The sequence below is a fragment of the Limosilactobacillus sp. genome (genome assembly GCF_051873075.1).
In the GTDB taxonomy this organism is placed as follows: Bacteria; Bacillota; Bacilli; order Lactobacillales; family Lactobacillaceae; genus Limosilactobacillus.
In genome coordinates this window covers 2133-22932 of the sequence record NZ_JBJEEM010000003.1, presented here as the reverse complement: position 1 = coordinate 22932, position 20800 = coordinate 2133, and the positions used below count along the sequence as shown (strand labels likewise).

18 protein-coding genes are annotated in these 20800 nt (G+C 52.3%); 7 read left to right on the top strand and 11 right to left on the bottom strand.

The genetic code is table 11. From position 1 onward, the window contains the following. Nucleotides 1-174: 174 nt before the first annotated feature. Both ACI31J_RS00540 and gtfA read left to right on the top strand, forming a co-directional pair. Complete coding sequence (locus ACI31J_RS00540; protein WP_439772521.1) at nucleotides 175-1395, top strand: MFS transporter; 1221 nt, start codon at nucleotides 175-177, stop codon at nucleotides 1393-1395. 20 nt (nucleotides 1396-1415) lie between these two features. Continuing rightward, nucleotides 1416-2873 carry a sucrose phosphorylase gene (gtfA, locus tag ACI31J_RS00535; RefSeq protein WP_439772520.1) on the top strand — a complete coding sequence of 486 codons (1458 nt, stop codon included), beginning with the start codon at nucleotides 1416-1418 and terminating at the stop codon, nucleotides 2871-2873. A 143-nt stretch (nucleotides 2874-3016) separates the two neighbouring features. On the opposite strand, the gene ACI31J_RS00530 is transcribed toward gtfA, so the two are convergent. Next, nucleotides 3017-4351, bottom strand: coding sequence for a M20 family metallopeptidase (locus ACI31J_RS00530; RefSeq protein ID WP_439772519.1), 1335 nt, complete (start codon nucleotides 4349-4351; stop codon nucleotides 3017-3019). 15 nt (nucleotides 4352-4366) lie between these two features. Continuing rightward, nucleotides 4367-5845 (bottom strand): YfcC family protein, encoded by a 1479-nt coding sequence (locus tag ACI31J_RS00525; RefSeq protein ID WP_439772522.1) that lies wholly within the window; start codon nucleotides 5843-5845, stop codon nucleotides 4367-4369. A gap of 235 nt (nucleotides 5846-6080) precedes the next feature. Between ACI31J_RS00525 and ACI31J_RS00520 the strand changes: the two genes are divergently transcribed. From ACI31J_RS00520 to ACI31J_RS00510, 3 genes are all read left to right on the top strand, one after another. Next, nucleotides 6081-7028, top strand: a complete 948-nt coding sequence (locus ACI31J_RS00520; RefSeq protein ID WP_439772518.1) for a Dyp-type peroxidase — start codon at nucleotides 6081-6083, stop codon at nucleotides 7026-7028. Between the two features lie 253 nt (nucleotides 7029-7281). Next, entirely contained in the window at nucleotides 7282-8751 is a 1470-nt protein-coding gene (gene abc-f / locus ACI31J_RS00515; RefSeq protein WP_439772517.1) for a ribosomal protection-like ABC-F family protein, read from the top strand. 30 nt (nucleotides 8752-8781) lie between these two features. Further along, nucleotides 8782-9219, top strand: coding sequence for a GNAT family N-acetyltransferase (locus tag ACI31J_RS00510; protein ID WP_439772516.1), 438 nt, complete (start codon nucleotides 8782-8784; stop codon nucleotides 9217-9219). Between the two features lie 49 nt (nucleotides 9220-9268). Here the strand turns inward: ACI31J_RS00510 and ACI31J_RS00505 are convergent, their stop codons facing one another. Beyond that, the gene (locus ACI31J_RS00505; protein WP_439772515.1) at nucleotides 9269-9982 is read right to left on the bottom strand and encodes an alpha/beta hydrolase; all 714 of its coding nucleotides are present in this window, start codon (nucleotides 9980-9982) and stop codon (nucleotides 9269-9271) included. Nucleotides 9983-10153: 171 nt separating this feature from the next. On the opposite strand from ACI31J_RS00505, the gene ACI31J_RS00500 reads away from it, so the two are divergent. Further along, a complete protein-coding gene (locus tag ACI31J_RS00500) occupies nucleotides 10154-11182 on the top strand; it encodes a YeiH family protein (RefSeq protein WP_439772514.1) in 1029 nt (342 codons plus the stop codon). A 59-nt stretch (nucleotides 11183-11241) separates the two neighbouring features. Here ACI31J_RS00500 and ACI31J_RS00495 read toward each other — a convergent pair whose 3' ends face one another. Genes ACI31J_RS00495 through ACI31J_RS00480 form a run of 4 tightly spaced genes read right to left on the bottom strand, consistent with a single transcriptional unit; the run spans nucleotide 11242 to nucleotide 14783 of the window. Continuing rightward, nucleotides 11242-12069 (bottom strand): aldo/keto reductase, encoded by an 828-nt coding sequence (locus tag ACI31J_RS00495; RefSeq protein WP_439772513.1) that lies wholly within the window; start codon nucleotides 12067-12069, stop codon nucleotides 11242-11244. Nucleotides 12070-12074: 5 nt separating this feature from the next. Beyond that, entirely contained in the window at nucleotides 12075-12767 is a 693-nt protein-coding gene (locus tag ACI31J_RS00490) for a class I SAM-dependent methyltransferase (RefSeq protein ID WP_439772512.1), read from the bottom strand. Between the two features lie 11 nt (nucleotides 12768-12778). Beyond that, nucleotides 12779-13447: a potassium channel family protein gene (locus ACI31J_RS00485; RefSeq protein WP_439772511.1), complete on the bottom strand. Its 669-nt coding sequence runs from the start codon at nucleotides 13445-13447 to the stop codon at nucleotides 12779-12781. Beyond that, entirely contained in the window at nucleotides 13440-14783 is a 1344-nt protein-coding gene (locus ACI31J_RS00480) for a TrkH family potassium uptake protein (protein ID WP_439772510.1), read from the bottom strand. The genes ACI31J_RS00485 and ACI31J_RS00480 overlap by 8 nt, the downstream gene beginning before the upstream one ends. A 149-nt stretch (nucleotides 14784-14932) precedes the next feature. Between ACI31J_RS00480 and ACI31J_RS00475 the strand changes: the two genes are divergently transcribed. Then, nucleotides 14933-16708 carry an oleate hydratase gene (locus ACI31J_RS00475; protein WP_439772509.1) on the top strand — a complete coding sequence of 592 codons (1776 nt, stop codon included), beginning with the start codon at nucleotides 14933-14935 and terminating at the stop codon, nucleotides 16706-16708. Nucleotides 16709-17046: 338 nt separating this feature from the next. Here ACI31J_RS00475 and ACI31J_RS00470 read toward each other — a convergent pair whose 3' ends face one another. The 4 genes from ACI31J_RS00470 to ACI31J_RS00455 form a co-directional block, all read right to left on the bottom strand. Next, the gene (locus tag ACI31J_RS00470; protein ID WP_439772508.1) at nucleotides 17047-17910 is read right to left on the bottom strand and encodes an alpha/beta hydrolase; all 864 of its coding nucleotides are present in this window, start codon (nucleotides 17908-17910) and stop codon (nucleotides 17047-17049) included. Further along, complete coding sequence (locus ACI31J_RS00465) at nucleotides 17903-19084, bottom strand: ATP-binding protein (protein WP_439772507.1); 1182 nt, start codon at nucleotides 19082-19084, stop codon at nucleotides 17903-17905. Before ACI31J_RS00465 ends, ACI31J_RS00470 begins: the two co-directional genes overlap by 8 nt. 102 nt (nucleotides 19085-19186) lie before the next feature. After that, the gene (locus ACI31J_RS00460; RefSeq protein ID WP_439772506.1) at nucleotides 19187-19660 is read right to left on the bottom strand and encodes a hypothetical protein; all 474 of its coding nucleotides are present in this window, start codon (nucleotides 19658-19660) and stop codon (nucleotides 19187-19189) included. Between the two features lie 181 nt (nucleotides 19661-19841). After that, on the bottom strand, nucleotides 19842-20800 hold a 959-nt coding region (locus ACI31J_RS00455), incomplete at its 5' end, for an LPXTG cell wall anchor domain-containing protein (RefSeq protein ID WP_439772505.1).

The window sequence follows — 20800 nt, the reverse complement described above, 5'->3', positions numbered from 1 at the left end:
GCAAGCTTACATTGCATTTTCATAAATCTGCGGTGGGATCACAATGAAAATGATTACAATTATTTTTGATAAACGTTTGACATTTTAAAACGGTCATAGTATATTATTCACGTAGCCAAATGGTAAACGTTTAACATTTTCGCAGTAATCCTATAGAAAGCAAACCTGATACTTATGAGCAATAAACATTCCATGATTACCAAACTAGCATTCTTATCGGTATCGTTCATGGTCACCAGTGCTTACGCCATCCAGGGATCCCTTCCCCAGTTGAAGGCCGCCCTGGGGGTTACTCAAACCCAAGCTGAGTACCTGGTAACCACCCCGTCCTTTGCCGTCATGATCTTCGTGGTTCTCTCCCCACTCATTCAAGAGTGGTTCCACATCTCAGACAAGAAGATCATCATGGCCGGGGTTACGATCGTCGGTCTCGCCGGTCTGGTTCCCCTGTTCGTCGATAATTATCTGACCATCTTGATCTCACGGCTGATCTTGGGAGCCGGCTACGGCCTCTACAATTCCCAAGCCATTTCATTGATCTCTGTCTGGTATGAAGGCAGTGAGCGCGCCCAAATGCTTGGTTGGCGTGCCGCCGCAGAGCAAATTGGTCAGGCCACCACTTTGACCGTGGCTGGTTTGATCCTGAGCTACGCTGGCTGGCACCAATCATTTGCAGTCTACGCCCTGGCCTTCGTTGTCCTCATCTTCTTCGCCTTACGGGTTCCTGATGACAGTCAGGCCCAGGACGACGAGGTTGAAGAAGACACCATGGCCGAAGACCTTGGCGAGGACGAAACAAAGAAGATCACCAAGATCAGTCCAGTGGTCTACCTGCTCGTTCTCTTTGCATTCCTGCTGGTCGTGGACTATGTTGGAATGGAGAACCGCTTCCCTGGATTGGCTGTTACTATCAAGGGCAGCCACTACACCGGTTCCTCAATGTTCTTGTCACTGATGCTGATCGGAGCAACCCTTGGTGGGATCTTTTACGGGTCCATCCAAAAGCGGCTGGGCTTCGGGACCGTCTACCTGGGCTTAGGACTGATGGCCCTGTCCAACTTCCTGTTCGGCTTTGCCGGTCACAACTATATCATGATGGTTATCGGCCTGCTGCTGATTGGGTTCCCACTCCAATTAGTGTCTCCACTGATCTTTAACCTCTTGCCGGACTTGGCACCAGCTAACCGTCAGCCCCTGGTTACTTCCCTGTGCTTGATTGGGTTCAACTTCGGTTCATTCTTCTCTCCAACGATTGCCGAATGGACGAACCATTTACTGGGCCAGCCACTGTCCGGGATGGGCCTGGCCGCACCATTCCCGATTTACGGAGTGGCCCTGATCCTTATCGCCCTGATCATTTTCTTTGCTACCCGTCGCAACGCTAAAACTAACTAATTAATTTGGAGGTCTTTATTATGCCTATTCAAAACAAAGCAATGTTAATCACCTATTCTGACTCCATGGCTAAGAACATCAAGGAAACCCACGAAGTCCTGAAGGAATACATCGGCGATGCCATCGGCGGTGTCCACCTGCTGCCATTCTTCCCATCCACCGGTGACCGTGGTTTCGCACCATACCGTTACGACGTGGTTGATTCCGCATTCGGTGACTGGGACGATGTCGAAGCCCTCGGCAAGGACTACTACCTAATGTTTGACTTCATGATCAACCACATCTCCAAGAAGTCCGTAATGTACCAAGACTTCAAGAAGAACCACGATGCTTCCAAGTACAGCGACTTCTTCATCCGTTGGGAGAAGTTCTGGGAAGCTGCCGGCAAGGGTCGCCCAACCCAAAAAGACATTGACATGATCTACAAGCGTAAAGACCGGGCTCCTGAACAAGAAATCGAATTCGATGATGGCACTAAGGAACACCTCTGGAACACCTTTGGCGAAGAACAAATCGACATCAACGTCAAGAGCAAGGTTGCTAACGAATTCTTCAAGCAAACCCTGACCAGCATGGTTAAGCATGGTGCTGACCTGATCCGGTTGGATGCCTTTGCCTACGCCATTAAGAAGGCCGACACCAATGACTTTTTCGTTGAACCAGAAATCTGGGACCTGCTGGAAGAAGTTCGTAAGATCCTGGCCCCTTACCAAGCCGAGATCCTACCAGAAATCCACGAACACTACACCATGCCAAAGAAGATCTCCGAGCATGACTACTTCATCTACGACTTCGTGCTGCCGATGACCACCCTCTACACCCTGTACTCCGGCAAGACCAACCGGCTGGCCAACTGGCTGAAGGTGAGCCCAATGAAGCAGTTCACCACCCTGGACACCCACGATGGGATCGGGGTGGTCGACGCCAAGGACATCCTGTCCGACGACGAAATCGACTACACTTCCAAGGAACTCTACAAGGTCGGTGCCAACGTCAAGAAGAAGTACTCCAGTGCTGAATACCACAACCTGGACATCTACCAAATCAACACGACCTTCTACTCCGCTCTCGGTGACAACGACAAGGCTTACCTGATGGCTCGGGCATTCCAAATCTTCGCCCCTGGGATTCCAATGGTTTACTACGTTGGTCTGCTGGCTGGTTCAAACGACCTGGAACTCCTCGAAAAGACCAAGGAAGGCCGGAACATCAACCGTCACTACTACACCAAGGAAGAAGTTGCCAAGGAAGTGCAACGGCCAGTTGTTAAGAACCTCTTGGCACTGCTCTCCTGGCGGAACAAGTTCGCCGCCTTTGACCTTGACGGTTCCATTGACGTTCAGACCCCAACTGACACCACGATCAAGATCACTCGTAAGGACAAGGACGGTGCCAACGTGGCTGTCTTAGACGCCGACGCTGCCAACAAGACCTTCAAGATTACCGCCAATGGCGAAACGGTAATGGAACAAAAGTAACGCCAAAACAGCTTTCCATAACAAGCACTTACAATCTCTCAAATCATTCACTTACAATCGCTTGTTAAAATACAAAATACCGGTCAGAATCATTTCTGGTTCTGACCGGTATTTTCATATTCTAAAAATTATTTGGCTTTTTATCAATCAACACAAAGCTTCTTGATGGCCTGAGCGTAAATCTCCATCGCCTTAAACATGTCCGGCAGCGGCCATTGTTCATTGGCTTGGTGCATATAGTCCGGCGTCGTCGGTAGCATCCCGCCAAAGGCCACACAATTGTGCATTGTCCGGGCAAAGGTCGCCCCACCGGAAATTTGCGGAGTGGCATCAGCATCGCCCGTTTGTTCCTTGTAGACTGCCATCAGAGTTTGAATGAGCTTGCTGTCCTTTGGAACATAGAGTGGGGCAACGTAGTCAAACGGTGCGTACTTCAGTTCGTACGGTGCAACGTTTTGATTGAGCTTTTTAAGCAGCTGATCCCGGTCAACCGTAACTGGGATCCGCAGGTCAATCTGCATCCGGGTCTCCTTCTCGTTAATTTCTAAGCTGGAAATGTTAAAGGTCAGGTGACCGGATTCATCCTCGACATCGCCAAGCACGTTGGTCCCGGTAGCGTCTTCCTTGAAGAGCTTACCGATAAAGTCCAGCGGCTTGAAGTCAAAGACCTCGTCTAAGGCGATCGCCAGCCGCAGAACCGCGTTAGTTCCCTCAGGCGCCAGCATTGCGTGAACCGACTTGCCGAGGACGGTGATACTGTGGTCGTCACTGGTGTATTTGAAACCGTGCCGATCAAGTGCGACCTTAACCTCGTCCTGCTTTGGCCCATCATAAACGGCCTTGTCAGGAACCGCGTTGAAGGCATTCTTGAGGCTGATGTTGAGCTTGTCTGTACCCGGACCAACCAGGTAGGCCTGCTCCAGTCCCTTCTCAGCGTAGATCAACGGGAACTCGGCATCTGGTGAAATCCCGCTGTCGATCGGCGCTTCCTTCTTGTTGTACTGAGCGATTCCCCGCCAGAGAATCTCCTCATCGGTCCCGTAGATGAACCGGATCCGTTGGTTGAAGTGGTAACCAGCGTCCATCAAGGCCTTAACCGCGAACAAGGCGGCAATCCCGGGCCCCTTGTCATCTTGGGAACCCCGGCCATAGACGGCGTTATTGATGACGGTACCCTTGAACGGGTCGTGTTCCCAATTCTTGAGGTCCCCAGCTGGTACCGTATCAAGGTGGCAGATTACCCCAAAGACCTTGTCACCCTCGCCAACTTCAGCATAGCCATAGTAGCCGTCCGGGTCTTCATAGGTCTTAAAGCCTAACTCGTCGCAGATCTTCATCATTTCGTCCAGGGCGTTGCGAATCTTGCGGCCAAATGGCGCCCCATCTTCGGCTGGCCCGTTGTATGACGGTACCGAAATCAGCCGTTCCAGAGTCTTAACTGCTTCTTGTTGTTCCTTCTCGTTTACTAATTGTGCCATAAATACTCATCCCTTTTACAATACGGCAGCAACACCTAAGAATACACAGGTAACAATAAACAGGTAGATCATCAACTTGAGCATCCACTTCCACCAAACACTGACGTTGACATGGGCAATTGCCAAGGCCCCCATCACAATTCCGGAGGTTGGCGTAATCAGGTTGACCCAGCCGGAAGCAGCCTGGTAAGCCGTGATGACCAAACTACCGGAGACGTGGGCAAAGTGACCCAGCGGGCCGATAATCCCCATCGTCGCCGCAGCCAGTCCGGAGGTCGACGGAATCAAGAATGACATTGGAATGTAGAAGATGTAGGTCAGGATAATGAAGACACTCTGGGAAAGCCCGTGCAGGCCCATTTCACCCCAGTGCAGGACGGTCCCGGTGATCATCCCGTTATTCATTACAACCTGGATCCCACGAGCAACCGCCACGATAATAGCAACACTCAGGAAGTCCGCCATTCCCTTCATGAAGGCGTCCATGAATTCGCCTTCCTTCATGTGGTAGACCCACATGATCAAAACGGACATAAAGAGGAACAACATCGTGATTTCGTTGAAGTACCAGGTTCCCAGCGGCGCCATGTCATGTCCCAAGAGGGTACCCAAGAACGGGATCCCGGTCAGCCACTTGGTAAAACTGTCGAAGAATGTCCAGTGGCTGTTCAGGTTTGTCCACGGAATCAGCCCGAGGATCATGATGACAAAGGTCAATCCGAAGAGCCAGATCACTGCCTTCTGCCGGCCGGTCATCTGGTGCTCATCATCGGTCCGGGTCTTGATGGCAAACCGCTTCTCGTCCTCGGCCCGCTGACTGTAAACCAGTGACTTTGTCGGGTCCTTCTGGATGACTGAAGCGTAGTGGTAGACGTAGAAGATGCTGACGGCAGTGGTGATGACCAGCAAAAGCAGCCGTGAACCGAGCCCGTCACCAGGGGAGATGTTCAATGTCTGGGAGGCAACCCCAGTAGCAAATGGGTTAACGGTCGAGGCCAGGCACCCGACCTGGGTCCCGACCAGCGCAATGGCGACCGCAACCAGGGAGTCGAAACCAACCCCCATCATAACCGGGATCAGCAGTGGGTAGAAGGCGATCGTCTCTTCACCCATCCCGTAGGTGGAACCACCGATGGCAAACAAGATCATCAGAATTGGAATCAGTTGCTTTTCGCGGCCCTTGTAACGCCGAACGATCGAGCTAATCCCTTCGTTGAGGGCATCGGTCTTGTTAACGACCCCCAAGAAGCCCCCAATAACCAGAATGAACAGGGAAACGGAGATCGCACCCTCCGTGTTTTTATCCCCGACCATCCCGATGACCGGTGCCATGAAGACATCCCAAATCCCCTGCGGCTTGCTGGAAACCGCCTTGTAGGTCCCGGAGATGATGTTACCGGCCTTATCAGTCGCGTAGGTCCCAGCTGGAATAATCCAGGTCAGGATCGCGATGATGACGATAATAATGAATAAGATCGTATAAGCAGACGGCATATGGAACCGGTGCTTTTTCTTTGTTTCTTGCAAATTACTCACCCCAAATCAAAATAAAAACGCTAATATACGATCAAAATATCGTAAAATATTTCACATTTTCATTGTATCCTTTATTGTAAACGGCTTCAATATCAAATAGACAGATTGGATAAGACGTTTCAATAGTTGAGCAGAGAATAAATGTTATAATGAATTTGTTGACAGCAATTGATTTTCGAGAGGGGATTTTAGTATGACAATGAACCCAAATCAAGCGCAAGACGTTTGGAAGGATGCCGGTGAGCATGTTCAATTCACCGTATTGGAACTGAAGCGTGAGGATCAGGCAAAGGAACAGGCCGCCATCGAAGAGTTTGTCGACCGTTACCAGGCCATCATTCGTTCACTTCGCATCCGTGACAACAAGGGTGAGTTAAAGGCTTCCCTAGGTTTCAGCAATGCCGCCTGGGACTACCTCTTCCCAAACGCACCAAAGCCGAAGGAACTGGAGACGTATGAGACGATCAGCGGAGACAAGTACTCCATGCCGGCCACCAAGGGTGACATCTTCCTCCACATTCGGGCCAATGACGAGGCGGTCGTCTACGAGATGGTCACCCAGTGCATGCTCTTCCTGAAGGATTACACCACCGTCGTTGACGAAACCAAGGGCTTCCGTTACTTTGAAGGCCGGGCCATCATCGGCTTCATCGACGGGACCGAGGCTCCACAGGTCGAGGACGCTGCTGACTACGCCATTGTCGGTGATGAAGATCCGTTCTTTGAGAACGGCTCCTACGCCTTTGCCCAGAAGTGGCGTCACCACATGGATATCTGGAACAAGCTGACGACCGAGGACCAGGAAAAGGCGGTCGGCCGTAAGAAGTTCAGCGACCTGGAGCTAGAAGACCAGGAGAAGTTCAAGAACGCCCACAACGTTGCCTCCCAGGCCAAGATCAATGGGGTCGAACAGAAGATTGTACGGATGAACGTGCCTTACTCCGACCCAGCTTCCGGAATCACCGGGACCTACTTCATTGGCTACTCACGGTACTGGAAGGTCACGAAGAAGATGCTGGAGAACATGGTCGAAAAGCACGACTACCTGCTCTCCTTCTCCGACATCTTGAGCGGCCAGCTCTTCTTCATCCCGTCCCGGCCGTTGCTTGACAAGATTGCCGATGGCGAACTGAGCAAGTAGTTGACAGCCAGTTTGCGGCTTGATACACTATGGTCAATTAATTTTACGGAGGGATCAACCATTGAAGTTCTAATTCTACACAAGTTAACGCATCGTTTGTTCACCAGCATGACAAGGGGTGCCCGGGTAGAATTAGAGTTTAATCATTGATCACTAATGGCGGTAAATAATGCTGTTTGCCCATTTTTAAAGGTCTACCCGGGGCGGTAGGCCTTTTTTCATGTCCGAATATCGAAAGGAACGTGATTTTTAAATGGGAAACATCACAATCAAGAACCTCACCTTCGCCTACCCAGGTCAAGATCCCCTCTTCGACCACTGTCAGCTCAGCATCGACGGCAGCTGGAAGCTCGGTCTCTTGGGGCGCAACGGTCGAGGAAAAACCACCCTAATGAAGATCCTGCTTGGCCAGCGCGAATTCCAGGGACAGGTACAGAGCAACCTGCCGTTCACCTACTTCCCTCAACCACTCAGCGACCCCACTGACCTGGCCTGGGAAGCCCTCAGCAATGCTAATCCCCAGCTTGAACAGTGGCAAGTAGAGCGCGAACTCCGCTTGATGGCTGTCGATCCAGCACTTCTCTGGCAACCATTTGCCACCCTGAGCGGTGGCGAACAGACCAAGCTCTTGCTGGCAGCTCTCTTCGCTATCCCCGGGTATTTCCCCCTGTTGGACGAACCAACCAACCACCTCGACCGGCGGGGGCGGCGGCAGGTTGCCGCCTACCTGCAGGCCAAGCGCCAGGGCTTTATCATCACCAGCCATGACCAGGCGTTTCTCGACCAGGTGATCGACCACACCCTGGTAATCGAACGCCACCAGCTGGTCCTCGAGCGGGGCAACTACTCCACCTACTTTGCCCAGAAGAATCGCCGGGACCAAGCGGCGATCAACCAAAACGAACACTTACGCGCTGATATCAAACGGCTGCAGTCTGCCAAGCAGCAACGCCTCCAGTGGGCCCAGCATGCAGAACGCGAGAAGCAAAACAACGCTCACGCCGATAAAGGATTCATCGGTGCCAAGGCCGCCAAGATGATGAAGAAGTCCCTGACGATGGCCCAGCGGCTCGAACGGACAGTGGACGCTAAGGAGGGACTGCTCCAAGAGGTCGAAGAGATTGCTCCCCTGACCATCAACCAGCTGCCCAGCACGCACCCCACCCTTTTGAGTCTGGATCGGGTGGGCTTGTCGATTGGCGGCCGCCGATTGTTCGACCAGCTCAGCTTCAAGGTAAACACGAACGACTGCGTCCTGCTCACCGGTGACAACGGCAGCGGCAAGTCGAGCCTTGTCAAGGCGGTCATGGGTCAATTCGACGGCCAGACTACCGGGACCATTAAGATCGCCCACGGGGCCACCATCAGTCTGGTCCGCCAGCAATCTAATGACCAGCACGGCAGCCTCACCACCTTTGCCCAGCGTCACCAGCTTCAGGTTGGCCAACTGCTGAACATGCTGCGCAAGCTCGGCATGGAGCGGGCCAGCTTCACCACCCCGATCGAGCAGATGAGCATGGGCCAGCAGAAGAAGGTCGAGCTCGCCCGGTCGCTGCTCACCCCCGCCCAGCTCTACATCTGGGACGAGCCCCTCAACTACCTGGACACCTATAATCAAGACCAGTTAGTCCAGCTGATCAAGCATGAGCGCCCCACCATGCTGGTTATTGAGCACGACCAGCACTTTATTGACGAAGTGGCGACAAAACGCGTTACAATTTAGGTAATCTCTAAATCAAGGAAGGCAAATAACATGTGGCAAAGACGGGCATTTGATGACTTATCAACGATGAAACTATTCGAGATCTACAAGCTCCGCGATGAGGTTTTCACCGTTGAGCAACAACGAATCCACAATGATATTGACGACAACGACCTCAAGGCGATCCACGTCTACGATGAATTAGACGGGCAGATCGCTGCCTACGCCCGGGTCTTTCTGAAGCAGCCTGGGCTGGTCACCTTTGGCCGAGTCGTTACCGCACCAAACTTCCGCGGTCGGGGGCTGGGCAATGAACTTCTTCCCCAAATCATGGACACCATCAAGGACTATTTCCCGGGAAATAAGATCGAGATCGACGCTCAAGTTCAAGTGGAAGGCTATTACGAGAAGTTTGGCTTCCACAGCGAGGGTGAGCAATATATTCACGTCTCGACACCCCACATCAAGATGGTCCACGCGGCCCTTTAAAACATCAAGACCGACCAGCGGGTTTAATCCCTCCCTGATCGGTCTTTTTTTATTCCATTACTTCGGCAAACCATTCCAGAAACAGTGGGAACCACCGGCTCATGTGGCGATCAACCCGATCCCGGTTGACAATTCCCGTGTACTTGTTAGCCAAGGCAATGCCGTGATTGCCAGTACCAAATTCGTGCAACTCAAACGGCACCCCGTGCTTGGCCAGCATCATCGTGTAGGCGTTGATGTGCTCCAGGTAGGGAGTTAATTCATCGTTGACGGATCCCCAGATAAAGGTGGCCGGCGTTTCGTCCGTTACCAGCTGGCTGACGTCCTCGGTCGTTACCCCCATTCGGTCATCAATGGTCGGCTTGATCACTGGGTAGCCCAAGGCCGCAAATTTGGCCTTGCCATTAGGCTGGTTGCTATAAGCGGCGGCTAGCTGTCCGCCAGCTGAAAAGCCAACAACGCCTAACCGCTCAGGATCAACCCCCAGCTTCTCGGCATGGGCCACGATGTAGTCAAAGGCTTGAGCAATCGCTAGTTTGGCTTGCTGGTAATTCCGGTGTTCCAGCACTGGATAACGTACCACAAAGGCCTGAAAGGCGTGGGTGGCAAAAGTGAGCGCCACCCGTTCGGAATCCCGCTCCTTGATCTGCTGGTAACTTCCTCCTGGAATGATCACTACTGCTGGCAGAGCCACATCGCTTTCACTATGGTAGATGTCCAGTGACGAATAATCCTGAGTCAGTTGCACGTTTCTAATCTGCATTTTTGAATCCCCCTCGGCAAAATACTAACCATCATTTTACCCCTACCCCAAAGAAAATGCCCATCAGAAAGGGATTACATGGCATTTTTTGCCAATTTCCCCTTGTTTCTGGAAAGATCTTTGGTACAGTTAGACAGGTATTGTCACTTTTTAAGGGGGTAATGGAAAACAATGTCAATTATGAAAACTAAGTCATTTTGGCTGGCAACCATTATGACACTAATCTGTTCCGTCGCGGGAATCCTGCTGGCTAAGCTGCCCTATGTCAACCTGATTGGGGCCTTGGTACTGGCACTCCTGTTGGGGATCGCAATGCAGCTGACCCCAGCCAGCCTGCGGACAGAGGCCAAGTCCGGGGTTGGTTTCATCTCGAACAAGTTTCTTCGTTTGGGGATCATCCTGCTTGGCTTCCGGCTGAACCTGCAACAGCTTGCTGACTCAGGGGTCAAGACGATTCTGGTGGCCATCGTGGCCGTTACCGGAACCATCCTGTTGACCTACTACCTCAGTCGCAAATTTGGGGCCAGCGAGGAGTTATCAATTCTCAGCGCCTGTGGTTGTGGTGTCTGCGGTGCTGCCGCTGTCATGGGGGTCTCACCACAGCTGGAAACGACCGATGAGGAACGCAAGCGTGAAGACGAGGTCCTGGCCGTCGCGGTTGTCTGTGTGATGGGAACCGTCTTCACCCTGATCGAAATTGGGATTAAGCCACTGCTTCACCTGACCGACCCACAATTTGGGATCGTGGCTGGGGGATCACTTCACGAAATCGCCCACGCCGTTGCGGCTGGTGGTGCTTTCGGCGAGAGCAGCTTAAGCAATGCCTTAATCATGAAGCTGTCCCGGGTTCTCCTGCTTGCACCGGTTGCCTTGATCGTCGGTTACTGGTACCAACACCGTCTGGTTGTGGAGAGCAAGGAGGAACACACCGCCGCACCAAAGAAGCTGCCAATCCCGTGGTTCCTCGGGGGCTTCATCCTCACCAGTATTCTAGGAACCTTCCTGCCATTCTCCACGACAGCCCTGGACGTATTGGTCCAAGCTGCCTACGTCTTCTTGGGGATGGCAATGGCCGCCCTTGGTTTGTCGGTTAACTTCCGGGTGATCTTCAAGCGTGGTGGCGCGGTCTTCGGTGCCGCCGCCATCAGCTCCACCTGCCTGTTGATCTTCATGATCATCATGAGCAAGTTATTCTTCTAAATCATATTGAAAGACCAGTCAGTGGTTATCCAAAATCACTAACTGGTCTTTTTGCTTGTCTAAATTTTCTCCAGCGGAACCTTCTTCGTCGGGGCTGGGTACTCCCGGTCAATCATCGCCAGTTCCTCCTCGGTTAGCTTGATGTCCATCGCCGCAATGTTGGCCTTGACGTGGTCGACCGTCGCCGCCTTGGGCAGGGTCACCAGGTTATTGTTCCGGGTAATCCAAGCCAACATTACCGGATACGGTTCGGTATTATGAGCCGCCGCGATATCACGCAAAACCTTCGTCGGGTGCAGGTAGTTCCAACCGACCGCGTGGAATGGCGAATAGCCCAAGAAGCCAATCTGGTGACTAGCCTGCCACGGCAGAAGGTCATACTCGACGCCCCGGCTGGTCAGGTTGTAGAGGTCTTCGTTGGCAAAGACCTGGTCGCCATCCGGCACCTTGAGGAGGTCCTCCATGTCCTTGACATCGAAGTTGGAAACACCCCAGTGGCGGATCAAGCCCTCTTGCTTGAGCTGTTCCAGCCCTGCCACCGCCTGGGCCAGGTCGGCTCCTGCGCGCCAGTGAAGCAGGTAGAGGTCCAGGTAGTCGGTCCCTAGCCGCTTCAAGCTTCCTTCCAGGCTGCGGCGTTCCATGTCAGGGGTAGCATGGCTCGGCAACACCTTCGAGATCAAGAAGACCTTTTGCCGGTCAATATCGGTCAGCGCCCACTTGATCAGTGCCTCGCTTCCCGGATAGCTCTCCGCCGTGTCAACCACATTAATCCCGTGTTCCAGGCCATAGTGAATGGCTTGAACCTCATCAATGGGCCGCCGACCGAGGTCCGCCCCGCCAATTCCAATTTGACTCAAACGTTCACCATCAATTGTTAGATACTTCATATCGATTACTTCCTTTGCCGAAAATGCCGTGCGATTATCATTTTAGTCGTCGTCCACGGACCACCCCACCAGCCGTCAAAACCGGTATTGACCACTCGAATGTCATCGAAACCAAGGTTGGCCAGCATCTGCTGATACTCATCGCTATGTTCAAAATCGACAATTGCCATGGTTCCATCGGCCTTTAGGACCCGAGCCGCTTCCTGAACCGCCCGGTTGCGTTTGATCGCCGGACTGATGTTATGAAAGGCCAGGTCAACTAAGACATTGTCAAAACTGCGGTCTGGAAAGTTCATGTTGAAGACGTCGGTATCCACTAATCGGACCCGGTCAGCAACCCCGGCCGCGTTAATTTGGGCCTGGACTCCCCGGCGGTCCTGGCGCCACTCACCGGTGCCGATCACCTTGGCCGGGGCCTGGAGGTTCTTAGCCAGCAAAAGCAGGTCGTTCAACCGACTGGCACTGAGGTCCAGAATCTGAGCGTGCTCGCCAAATTCCATCCGGTCCACCAACTTCTGCCAAATCTTCAGGTGGCCCTGGGTCAGGGTGTGGAGCAGGATCAGTGTCCAGGCCAGCAGCAGGATTATCCAGATCAGATTCCAGTACTGATGACTAGCAAAGGTTCCAACCAGTCCAAATACGATCACAAAGAAGACCACTGCCAAGATGGTCACAACATTTAATCCCCGTAGTTTCATTTTCTCTTCCCCTAATTAACAATATCGTTGAGTTTCTGAATGTCGGTGATGTTCCCCACCACCGTCACCTTGTCGTGCAGCTGGATGACGTCATTCGCCTGCGGCATTTGGTTAACTTGATCATCGGCTCCGACAATGATGATCACGTTGACGTGGTACTTGTTGCGAAAGTCGAGCTCATCTAACGTCTTCCCCGCAAACTTAGGATTGTCGATGCTGATCTCGGCCAGGGTGGTCTCCTTGCTCAGGGTCACATAGTCGACCACGCTGGGATTGAGCTGCTGGAAGATCAACCGCTGGGCCAGGTCGTGCTCAGGCCGGACAACCCGGTCCGCCCCGACCCGCTCCAGGACCCGGGCATGGTTGGCATTCTCCGCTCGGCAGGTCACGTCCGCAGCCCCGAGATCTTTGGCAATCAGGGTTGCCATGATGCTGGCCTCGATGTTTTGCCCGATTGAAATATAAACGTGATCGAAGCTGCCGATGTCGAGCTCTCGCAAGGCATCCTCGTCCTGGGCATCCGCCACGACCGCCCGCATCACTGAATTGGCCAGCTCGTTGATCACATCCTCATTAATGTCAATCGCCAGGACCTCCTGACCAGCACGCACCAGGGATTCGCAAATAGAGGCCCCAAACTGGCCGATTCCGATCACGGCATAGCTTTCCTTTTTAGCCAATTAAAACACTCTCCTCTGGGTAATGATAACTCTTCGTCTTCGGCTGGGCGTTGAAGATCGAGAACATGACCGTGTAAATGCCGACCCGTCCGATGAACATTAAAAACATGATGATAACCTGACCGACAAAGTTCAGTTGCGGGGTAATCCCCAACGAGATCCCAGTCGTCCCAAACGCCGCCACCGCCTCAAAGGTCACGTATGACAGAGAGTCGTGCTTGGGCAAAGCCTGGGTTTCAACCAGGAGCAGGATCGATACCAACAAGATGATCAGGGCCACGAACATGAGGGTCAAGGCCCGGTAGATGTTCTCCTGGGTAAAGCGCCGGTGAGCAAATTCGGTATCCTTTTGTCCCCGTAGCGTGGCGATGCTCTGGATAGTCAACAGACCGATCGTGGTGGTCTTAACTCCCCCGGCCGTTGATCCTGGCGTCCCCCCGATGAACATCAAGATGATCGTAAAGCTCAACCCCGCCGCGCTCAGCTTATTGTACGGGAAGGTGATCAGCCCCGCCGTCCGCGGCGTCACCGCCATGAAGAGCGTATTCAACAAGCGCTTAGGAAATGACAGGGTACTACTGAACTGGGCCAGGTTATGCTCGGTGATCAGGTAGACGAGAAACGACAAAACGAGCAGGACTAAGCCCGTCCGCAAGGCCAATTGGGTATGCAGGGACAGGTGGTGGTACTTGTGGTAGCCCAGAATATCCTTCCAGACCAAGAAGCCAAAAGAACCCGCCACGATCAATACCATCAGCACGCAGAGCATGTACGGATCATTGGCGTAGTTCTCCATACTGTTACCGAACAGGTCAAAGCCGGCGTTACAGAAGGCCGAGATTGCATGAAAAATGCTGTACCAGATCCCCCGTTTCAGTCCGTAGCGCGGGTAAAAGTCGCAAAAGAGGAGGACCGCCCCGACCAGCTGGATCAGGATTGACAACCGGATAATCAGGTAGACCACGCTCAGTTGGGAAAGGTGGTCAAGGTTTAGGGCCTCCTGGGTCAGCAGACGGGTAGACATCCGCATTCGCCGGCGAATCATCAGCGACATCATGACGGCAAAGGTCATGAAGCCCAGACCGCCAATCTCCATCAAGACGGCGATCACGACCTGGCCAAAGGGAGTCCAATGCCCCGCAGTGCTTACCAGGGTCAGACCGGTCACGCAGGTGGCACTGGTCGACGTAAAGAGGGCCGTCATGAAGCTGGTATGGAGGCCGGGGCGGGTCGCAAACGGCATCAGCAGGAAGATGGTTCCCAAAATAATCATCATCAGGAAGCCCAGCGTTAGAATTTTTGGAAACGAGTATCGTCGTCCATTAATCTCAATCATAATTTCACCCACACTTCTTAGTCATCATCATTATAAGCGTTTTGCTCCATAATTACTCCCCTTTCTTGAAGACAAATTGACACTTAAAACCGCTTACAATACAATTAAGTTGTTAGTTGTTGTGTCATGACAGAAAGGGGCAATACCGGATGTATTATTCTAACGGAAACTATGAAGCCTTTGCCCGGCCACGCAAGCCAGAAGGGGCTGATAAGAAGCACGCCTACATCGTCGGTGCGGGATTAGCAGGACTATCTGCCGCGGTCTTTTTGATCCGTGACGGGCAGGTCCCCGGTGACCAGATCCATATCATGGAAGAATTGCCAATCGCTGGCGGTTCCCTTGATGGTCAGGATCGGCCAGGGGTCGGCTTCGTAACCCGGGGCGGCCGGGAAATGGAAAACCACTTTGAATGCATGTGGGACATGTACCGTTCCATCCCATCCCTGGAGATTCCCGGTGCATCCTACCTGGACGAGTACTACTGGCTCGACAAGGATGACCCGAACAGTTCCAATTGTCGGTTGACCTACAACCGCGGCAACGAGGTCCCATCGGACGGGAAGTACCTCCTGTCAAAGAAGTCGATTAAGGAACTCACCAAGCTGGTATTAACTCCAGAAGAGCAGCTTGGCGACAAGACGATTGGTGACTACTTCTCTGATGAATTCTTCGAGAGCAACTTCTGGACGTACTGGTCCACCATGTTTGCCTTTGAGAAGTGGCACTCCCTGGCCGAAATGCGGCGTTACATGATGCGGTTTATCCACCATATCGATGGCCTACCGGACTTTACCGCTTTGAAATTCAATAAGTACAACCAGTACGAGTCCATGACCAAGCCCCTGTTGGCCTACCTCAAGGACCACGGGGTACACTTCGACTACGATACTCGGGTCGAAAACGTCCTGGTCGATACCAAAGACAACGAGAAACATGCTAAACGGATCGTCATGACCCAGCAGGGCAAGCACAAGGAGATCGAGTTAACCGATGATGACCTGGTCTTTGTCACCAACGGGTCCATCACCGAAAGCTCCACGTACGGCAGTCACCACGAGGTTGCCAAACCAACCCGGGCCCTTGGCGGCAGCTGGAAGCTCTGGGAAAACATTGCCAAGCAATCACCCGCCTTCGGACACCCTGACGTCTTCTGCAAGAACCTTCCAGAACGGTCATGGTTCATCTCCGCAACCGCCACCGTCAAGAACCCGCAGGTGGAACCATACATTGAGCGGCTGACCAAGCGGGACCTTCACGATGGCAAGGTCAATACCGGTGGAATCATCACGGTCACCGACTCCAACTGGATGCTTTCATGGACGATTCACCGTCAACCGCATTTTAAGAAGCAGAAACCAAACGAAACCATCGTCTGGATCTATGGTCTCTACTCCGACACCAAGGGAAATTACATCAAAAAGCGGATCGTGGACTGTACCGGGGAAGAGATCACTAAGGAGTGGCTCTATCACCTCGGCGTGCCGACCGCACTGATTGACAAACTAGCTGATGAGTCCTCGATCAACACCGTGCCCGTTTACATGCCGTTTGTCACCGCCTACTTTATGCCACGGGTCAAGGGCGACCGGCCAGCCGTAGTCCCAAGTGGCTCGGCCAACCTAGCGTTCATTGGTAACTTTGCCGAATCACCGAGCCGCGATACCGTCTTCACCACTGAGTACTCCGTGCGGACCGCCATGGAGGCTGTCTACACCCTGCTGGACGTCGACCGTGGTGTTCCAGAGGTCTTCAACTCCATCTACGACATTCGAGACCTATTCCGGGCAATGTACTACATGAATGACAAGAAACCGCTCCAAGACATCGACCTACCAATCCCTAAGGTAGTTGAGAAGCCACTGCTAAATAAGCTCCAGCACAACTGGATCGGCCAGTTGATGAAAGAACAACACCTTCTCTAATGCAAAAAAAAGATAACCCGCGCTTACCACAACACAGGTTATCTTTTTTCTTTATCTGCACATTTTTAGTACGAACCACGCTCGGTTGTTGATGTTAATTGGATAAAAAGGATGTGTGGTTTGTCTTAGTACTAAAAAGGCATTTGTTCTTAAAATAAGAGCAAATCATTCATTTGCTAAAAAGCATTATAATCGTTTAGCAATGTGAAGTAAAGCACAAAGTACCATTAATTTTTATTTTTTTCTTTACAATTCGGTTACAGAACCGTTCTGGTACCCCGTCAACGTGCATATTACGATTTGTGAATCCGTTAACATTAATGATTTTATAACTTAGATCAGCAATTCTCACCATATAAGAAGCGAATCAGGTAAAAATCAACCTTTTTATTATTATGCAACCCACTGTGGTCCGCATGTTCTCCCGTGATTCGAACCTCCTGGTATGAGCGGGCCCGCTTGGCGACCAGGTAACGCATCGCCCGTGAGGAATTGTTCTCAACCCGGCCATCGGAATTACTGCCATCCTGAAGATCACCGAAGATATTGAGGACCCGGATATGGTGTGGGAAACTGTCGTGCAGCGGAAGAAGCTCCCGGTACTCCTTGACCTGGCGGGTCAGCGGGAGACCAGCCGGGGACAGCTCGATCGAATTCGGTTGAGATCGCTTGCCAAGGGCACCATTGAAGGCCCCACCGAGGGAAACCAGGTGACTCACCCGGGGCAGGTCGGGGTCGTTGGCGTTATCCATGATGTAGCAAAGGATCAGCAGGGGCCCGCTGGAATGTCCGACAAAGTTGACCTGCTTGAAGTGGTACTGCTGTTGTAGGTCGACTACGACCGCCTTCAACCACGCCGCTGCTATATGGTCATCTCGCTCGTGACTGTTCTCAAGGTCCACCTCGATGAGCGGGTTATGTGGCCGAGCTGGCAGCTTGCGGTCGAAAGTCACCTTCCCCTGAGGAGAAACCGTCGCCCGGACGATGTTATCCGGCGTTGTTATCCCGGCATAGACCAATGCGTGGACCATCTTGACCTCGGAATGGTAGCTGCTGGGCATCCCGTGGACAAAAATGGTCGGGGTACTATCTTCAATGGGTTGCGAATTCCGGATGGCCCCCCAGTTTTGTTGAATAGTCCCACCAAGCGCCGCACCGGCCATTAGCAGGCAGCACAGGGCTGCTTTCAATCCCCTACTCATTTTCTTCACCCTGCCACCAAGCTGGAAGGTTAACCTTCACCAACGCTGGGGTCTCGCCAAAAATGCAGAGTTCCGCCTGGCCAACTGGTAACTGGACTGCCTGAGCCAGTCCCACACTCGGCAGACTGGCAATCTCCTCTTGGTCCAACAGTCGATGAACCAAAAGATTGCCAAACTGGGAACGTAGGCGTGCCGGCAGGTCAAGCGGGGATTGGGTCGTCAGGATCATCTTCAAGGCCAGTTTCCGCCCTTCCCGAACCAGTTGAAAGATCCCGTTATCGGCAAGGCGCTGTTCGTCTTGCGGCAAGTACCGGTGGGCCTCATCGATGATAATGTTAACCGGAAAACCGGCATTGTCGCGCAGCCGCAAGCGAAGGATCTCCTTCAAGAGCAATGAAAGAATCAATCGCTGGCTCTCCTCGTAGTCCTTCAAGAGCGATAAATCGACCACTAGGGTCCGGTGACTGCTCTGGTGATAAAGGAACATTTTGAGAATGAAATTGAGCTCGCTCTTCATTGTCCCCGCGTGTTCGTCTGTGTCGAAGAGTGCCCGAAAGGCCGGGTTCGCCAGCTGATCCTGGATCGCGGCCAGGACAGGCCAGTAATGATTGATAGCGGCACGGTCGTACTGCTGACCGAGGCGGGTATAGTCTGCTCGGTCATCGGCATACGGGACCACGAATTCCTCGATCAGCTGGGCAAAGAGGTCCGTAAGCAAGAAGTCGCTTGCCCAAGCGCCCAGCCCCTGCTCATCATGCTGGTGGTCAGCTAAGGGGCGGTTCAGCCGCCGGTACGGTCCCTGCTCGTCCTTGATATTATGCTGGATTTGCAAATCAGTCACCGCCTGTTGGAGTTTGGTCCGCAATGGGTGGTCACCCTGGACTTGCAGGGTGGCCAGCAACTGGTCGGCCGTTAGCTTCCCCGCTTCCAGGTAACAGTTATCGCCCAGCCGGTACGTAATCGCATTCGGCAGCCTGGTGTACTCACCGGTGGGATCAAAGATAATCGCCGTCTGGTTCAACTGTTGAAGCTGCCCCAGCAATGACAATGTCGTGGTCGTCTTGCCGCTCCCAGTCTGACCGACGATTAAGAGATGATGGCCAAACGCGGCGTTGGTAAGCCGGTCGATCGTGGTACGGTTGGTTAACGTTAAAAAATCCAGTGCTTCCTGCATGCTGATGCCCCCTTCTTCCTGTATTATCACCCGAATCAGGCTATTTTTCCAGGACAGAAAATAGGTAGGGCCCAATACCCTACCTACCAGATTTAGTGACAACTATTTACCCTTTTTCTTCATCATTTCCCGATACTCGGCCCTAGTCATATGAACTTCGGCTGCCGAACTTTCGGGAGTTCCTTCCGTTGGCATCGTTACTTGGGGAGCCTGGCTCTCTGCGGGTGTTGCTAGTGCTTGCTCGTTTACCGTCAGCCCATCCGTTGCTTTCGGCGGAATTACCTGGAAAGAATGATCAACGTGCCGGGTAACGTTAATCGTTTGATCTTCTTCTGGTTCGTCTTGGGCAACTGCAGTGTCATTCTTGTGAGCGGGTTGAACCGCTGCCGTCGCCTCAACTCCGTTAATCTTCTCGAGAATCCGCAACGTCCCCTTGGCCCGTTCATAGTTATCCTGAACGGCAGCCATCAGGTGGCGATCCGGCGCTGGTTCCTGCTCCATCTCTTCAAGCTGGGCCCGTGTTGTCTCAATAACCGCTTTGACAGAAGCGATCGTGTTTCTCATATTTTCATCCATGTCATAAACCCCTCAATATGTAGCTACAAGTCATTATAAGATAATTTTTGAGCTAAAACAAAAACCGGCAAGAGACAAACGCCCTCGCCGGTTTTACTAATCCCATGCTAAATACATAGATGGGTTTAATAGTACGAACATAATTTTTAATCTACTGGATTACAATTCTAAATTAGTTTAATTAGAATTCACGCTTCTTAGCAGCTAAGCCAAGACCGAACATAGCAGCAGCGGCACCAAGAGCAACAACTGCGGCACTGTTTTCGTTACCAGTTTGTGGCAGAGCAGCTGCTTCGTTAGCGTTGTTGCTGTTTTCGTTGCTCTTAGTAGCAGTTGCAACAGCAGCAGTGTTGTTAGTTACACCTGCAGGAGTAGTTGCACCATTGTTGCCGTTTACAGCTGAACCACCGTTGTTGGTAGTGTTGTTAGCAGTGTTACCACCGTTGTTTACATTACCGTTGTTGGTGTTAGTGTTAGAACCGTTATTAGTGTTGCTACCGTTGTTGGTGTTACCGTTGTTGGTATTGTTACCACCGTTATTGGTGTTGTTACCATTGTTGGTGTTGTTTTGGCTCCAGTCGATGTTCTTCAACAGGTTTTGTGCTTGTTCAAGAAGTTGTGAAGCCTTAGCAGCATTAGCAGCAGCTTCGTTAACAACCTTTTGGGCAGCAGCAGCGTTGTCTTGAGCATCCTTCAGGTTTTGGTTAGCGTTCAGAACGTCTTGATGAGCAACTTCAACAGCGTCGTCAGCCTTAGTCAGAGCATTTTCAGCTTCGTCGTAAGCCTTAGTTGCGTCAGCAAGCTTGTCGTTAGCGGCCTTAGCAGCGTCGTCAGCCTTAGTTTCAGCGTTGCGTGCTTCGTCAAAGGCAGCTTGAGCTTGGTTGAAGGCTTCTTGAGCAGGAGCCAGTGCATCATCGGCCTTAGTTTCAGCATTCCGAGCAGCATCGAAGGCGTTTTGAGCGTCCTTAAGAGCTTGGGCAGCCTTGCTTACGTTAGTAGTAGCGGAAGCAACGTTGTTTTCCCAGTTCTCTACGGAACCAGCCTTAGTAGCGGCTTCTTCAGCAGAAGTTTCTTCGTTCCGGGCTGCATCGAAGGCGTTTTGAGCGTCCTTAAGAGCTTGGGCAGCCTTGCTTACGTTAG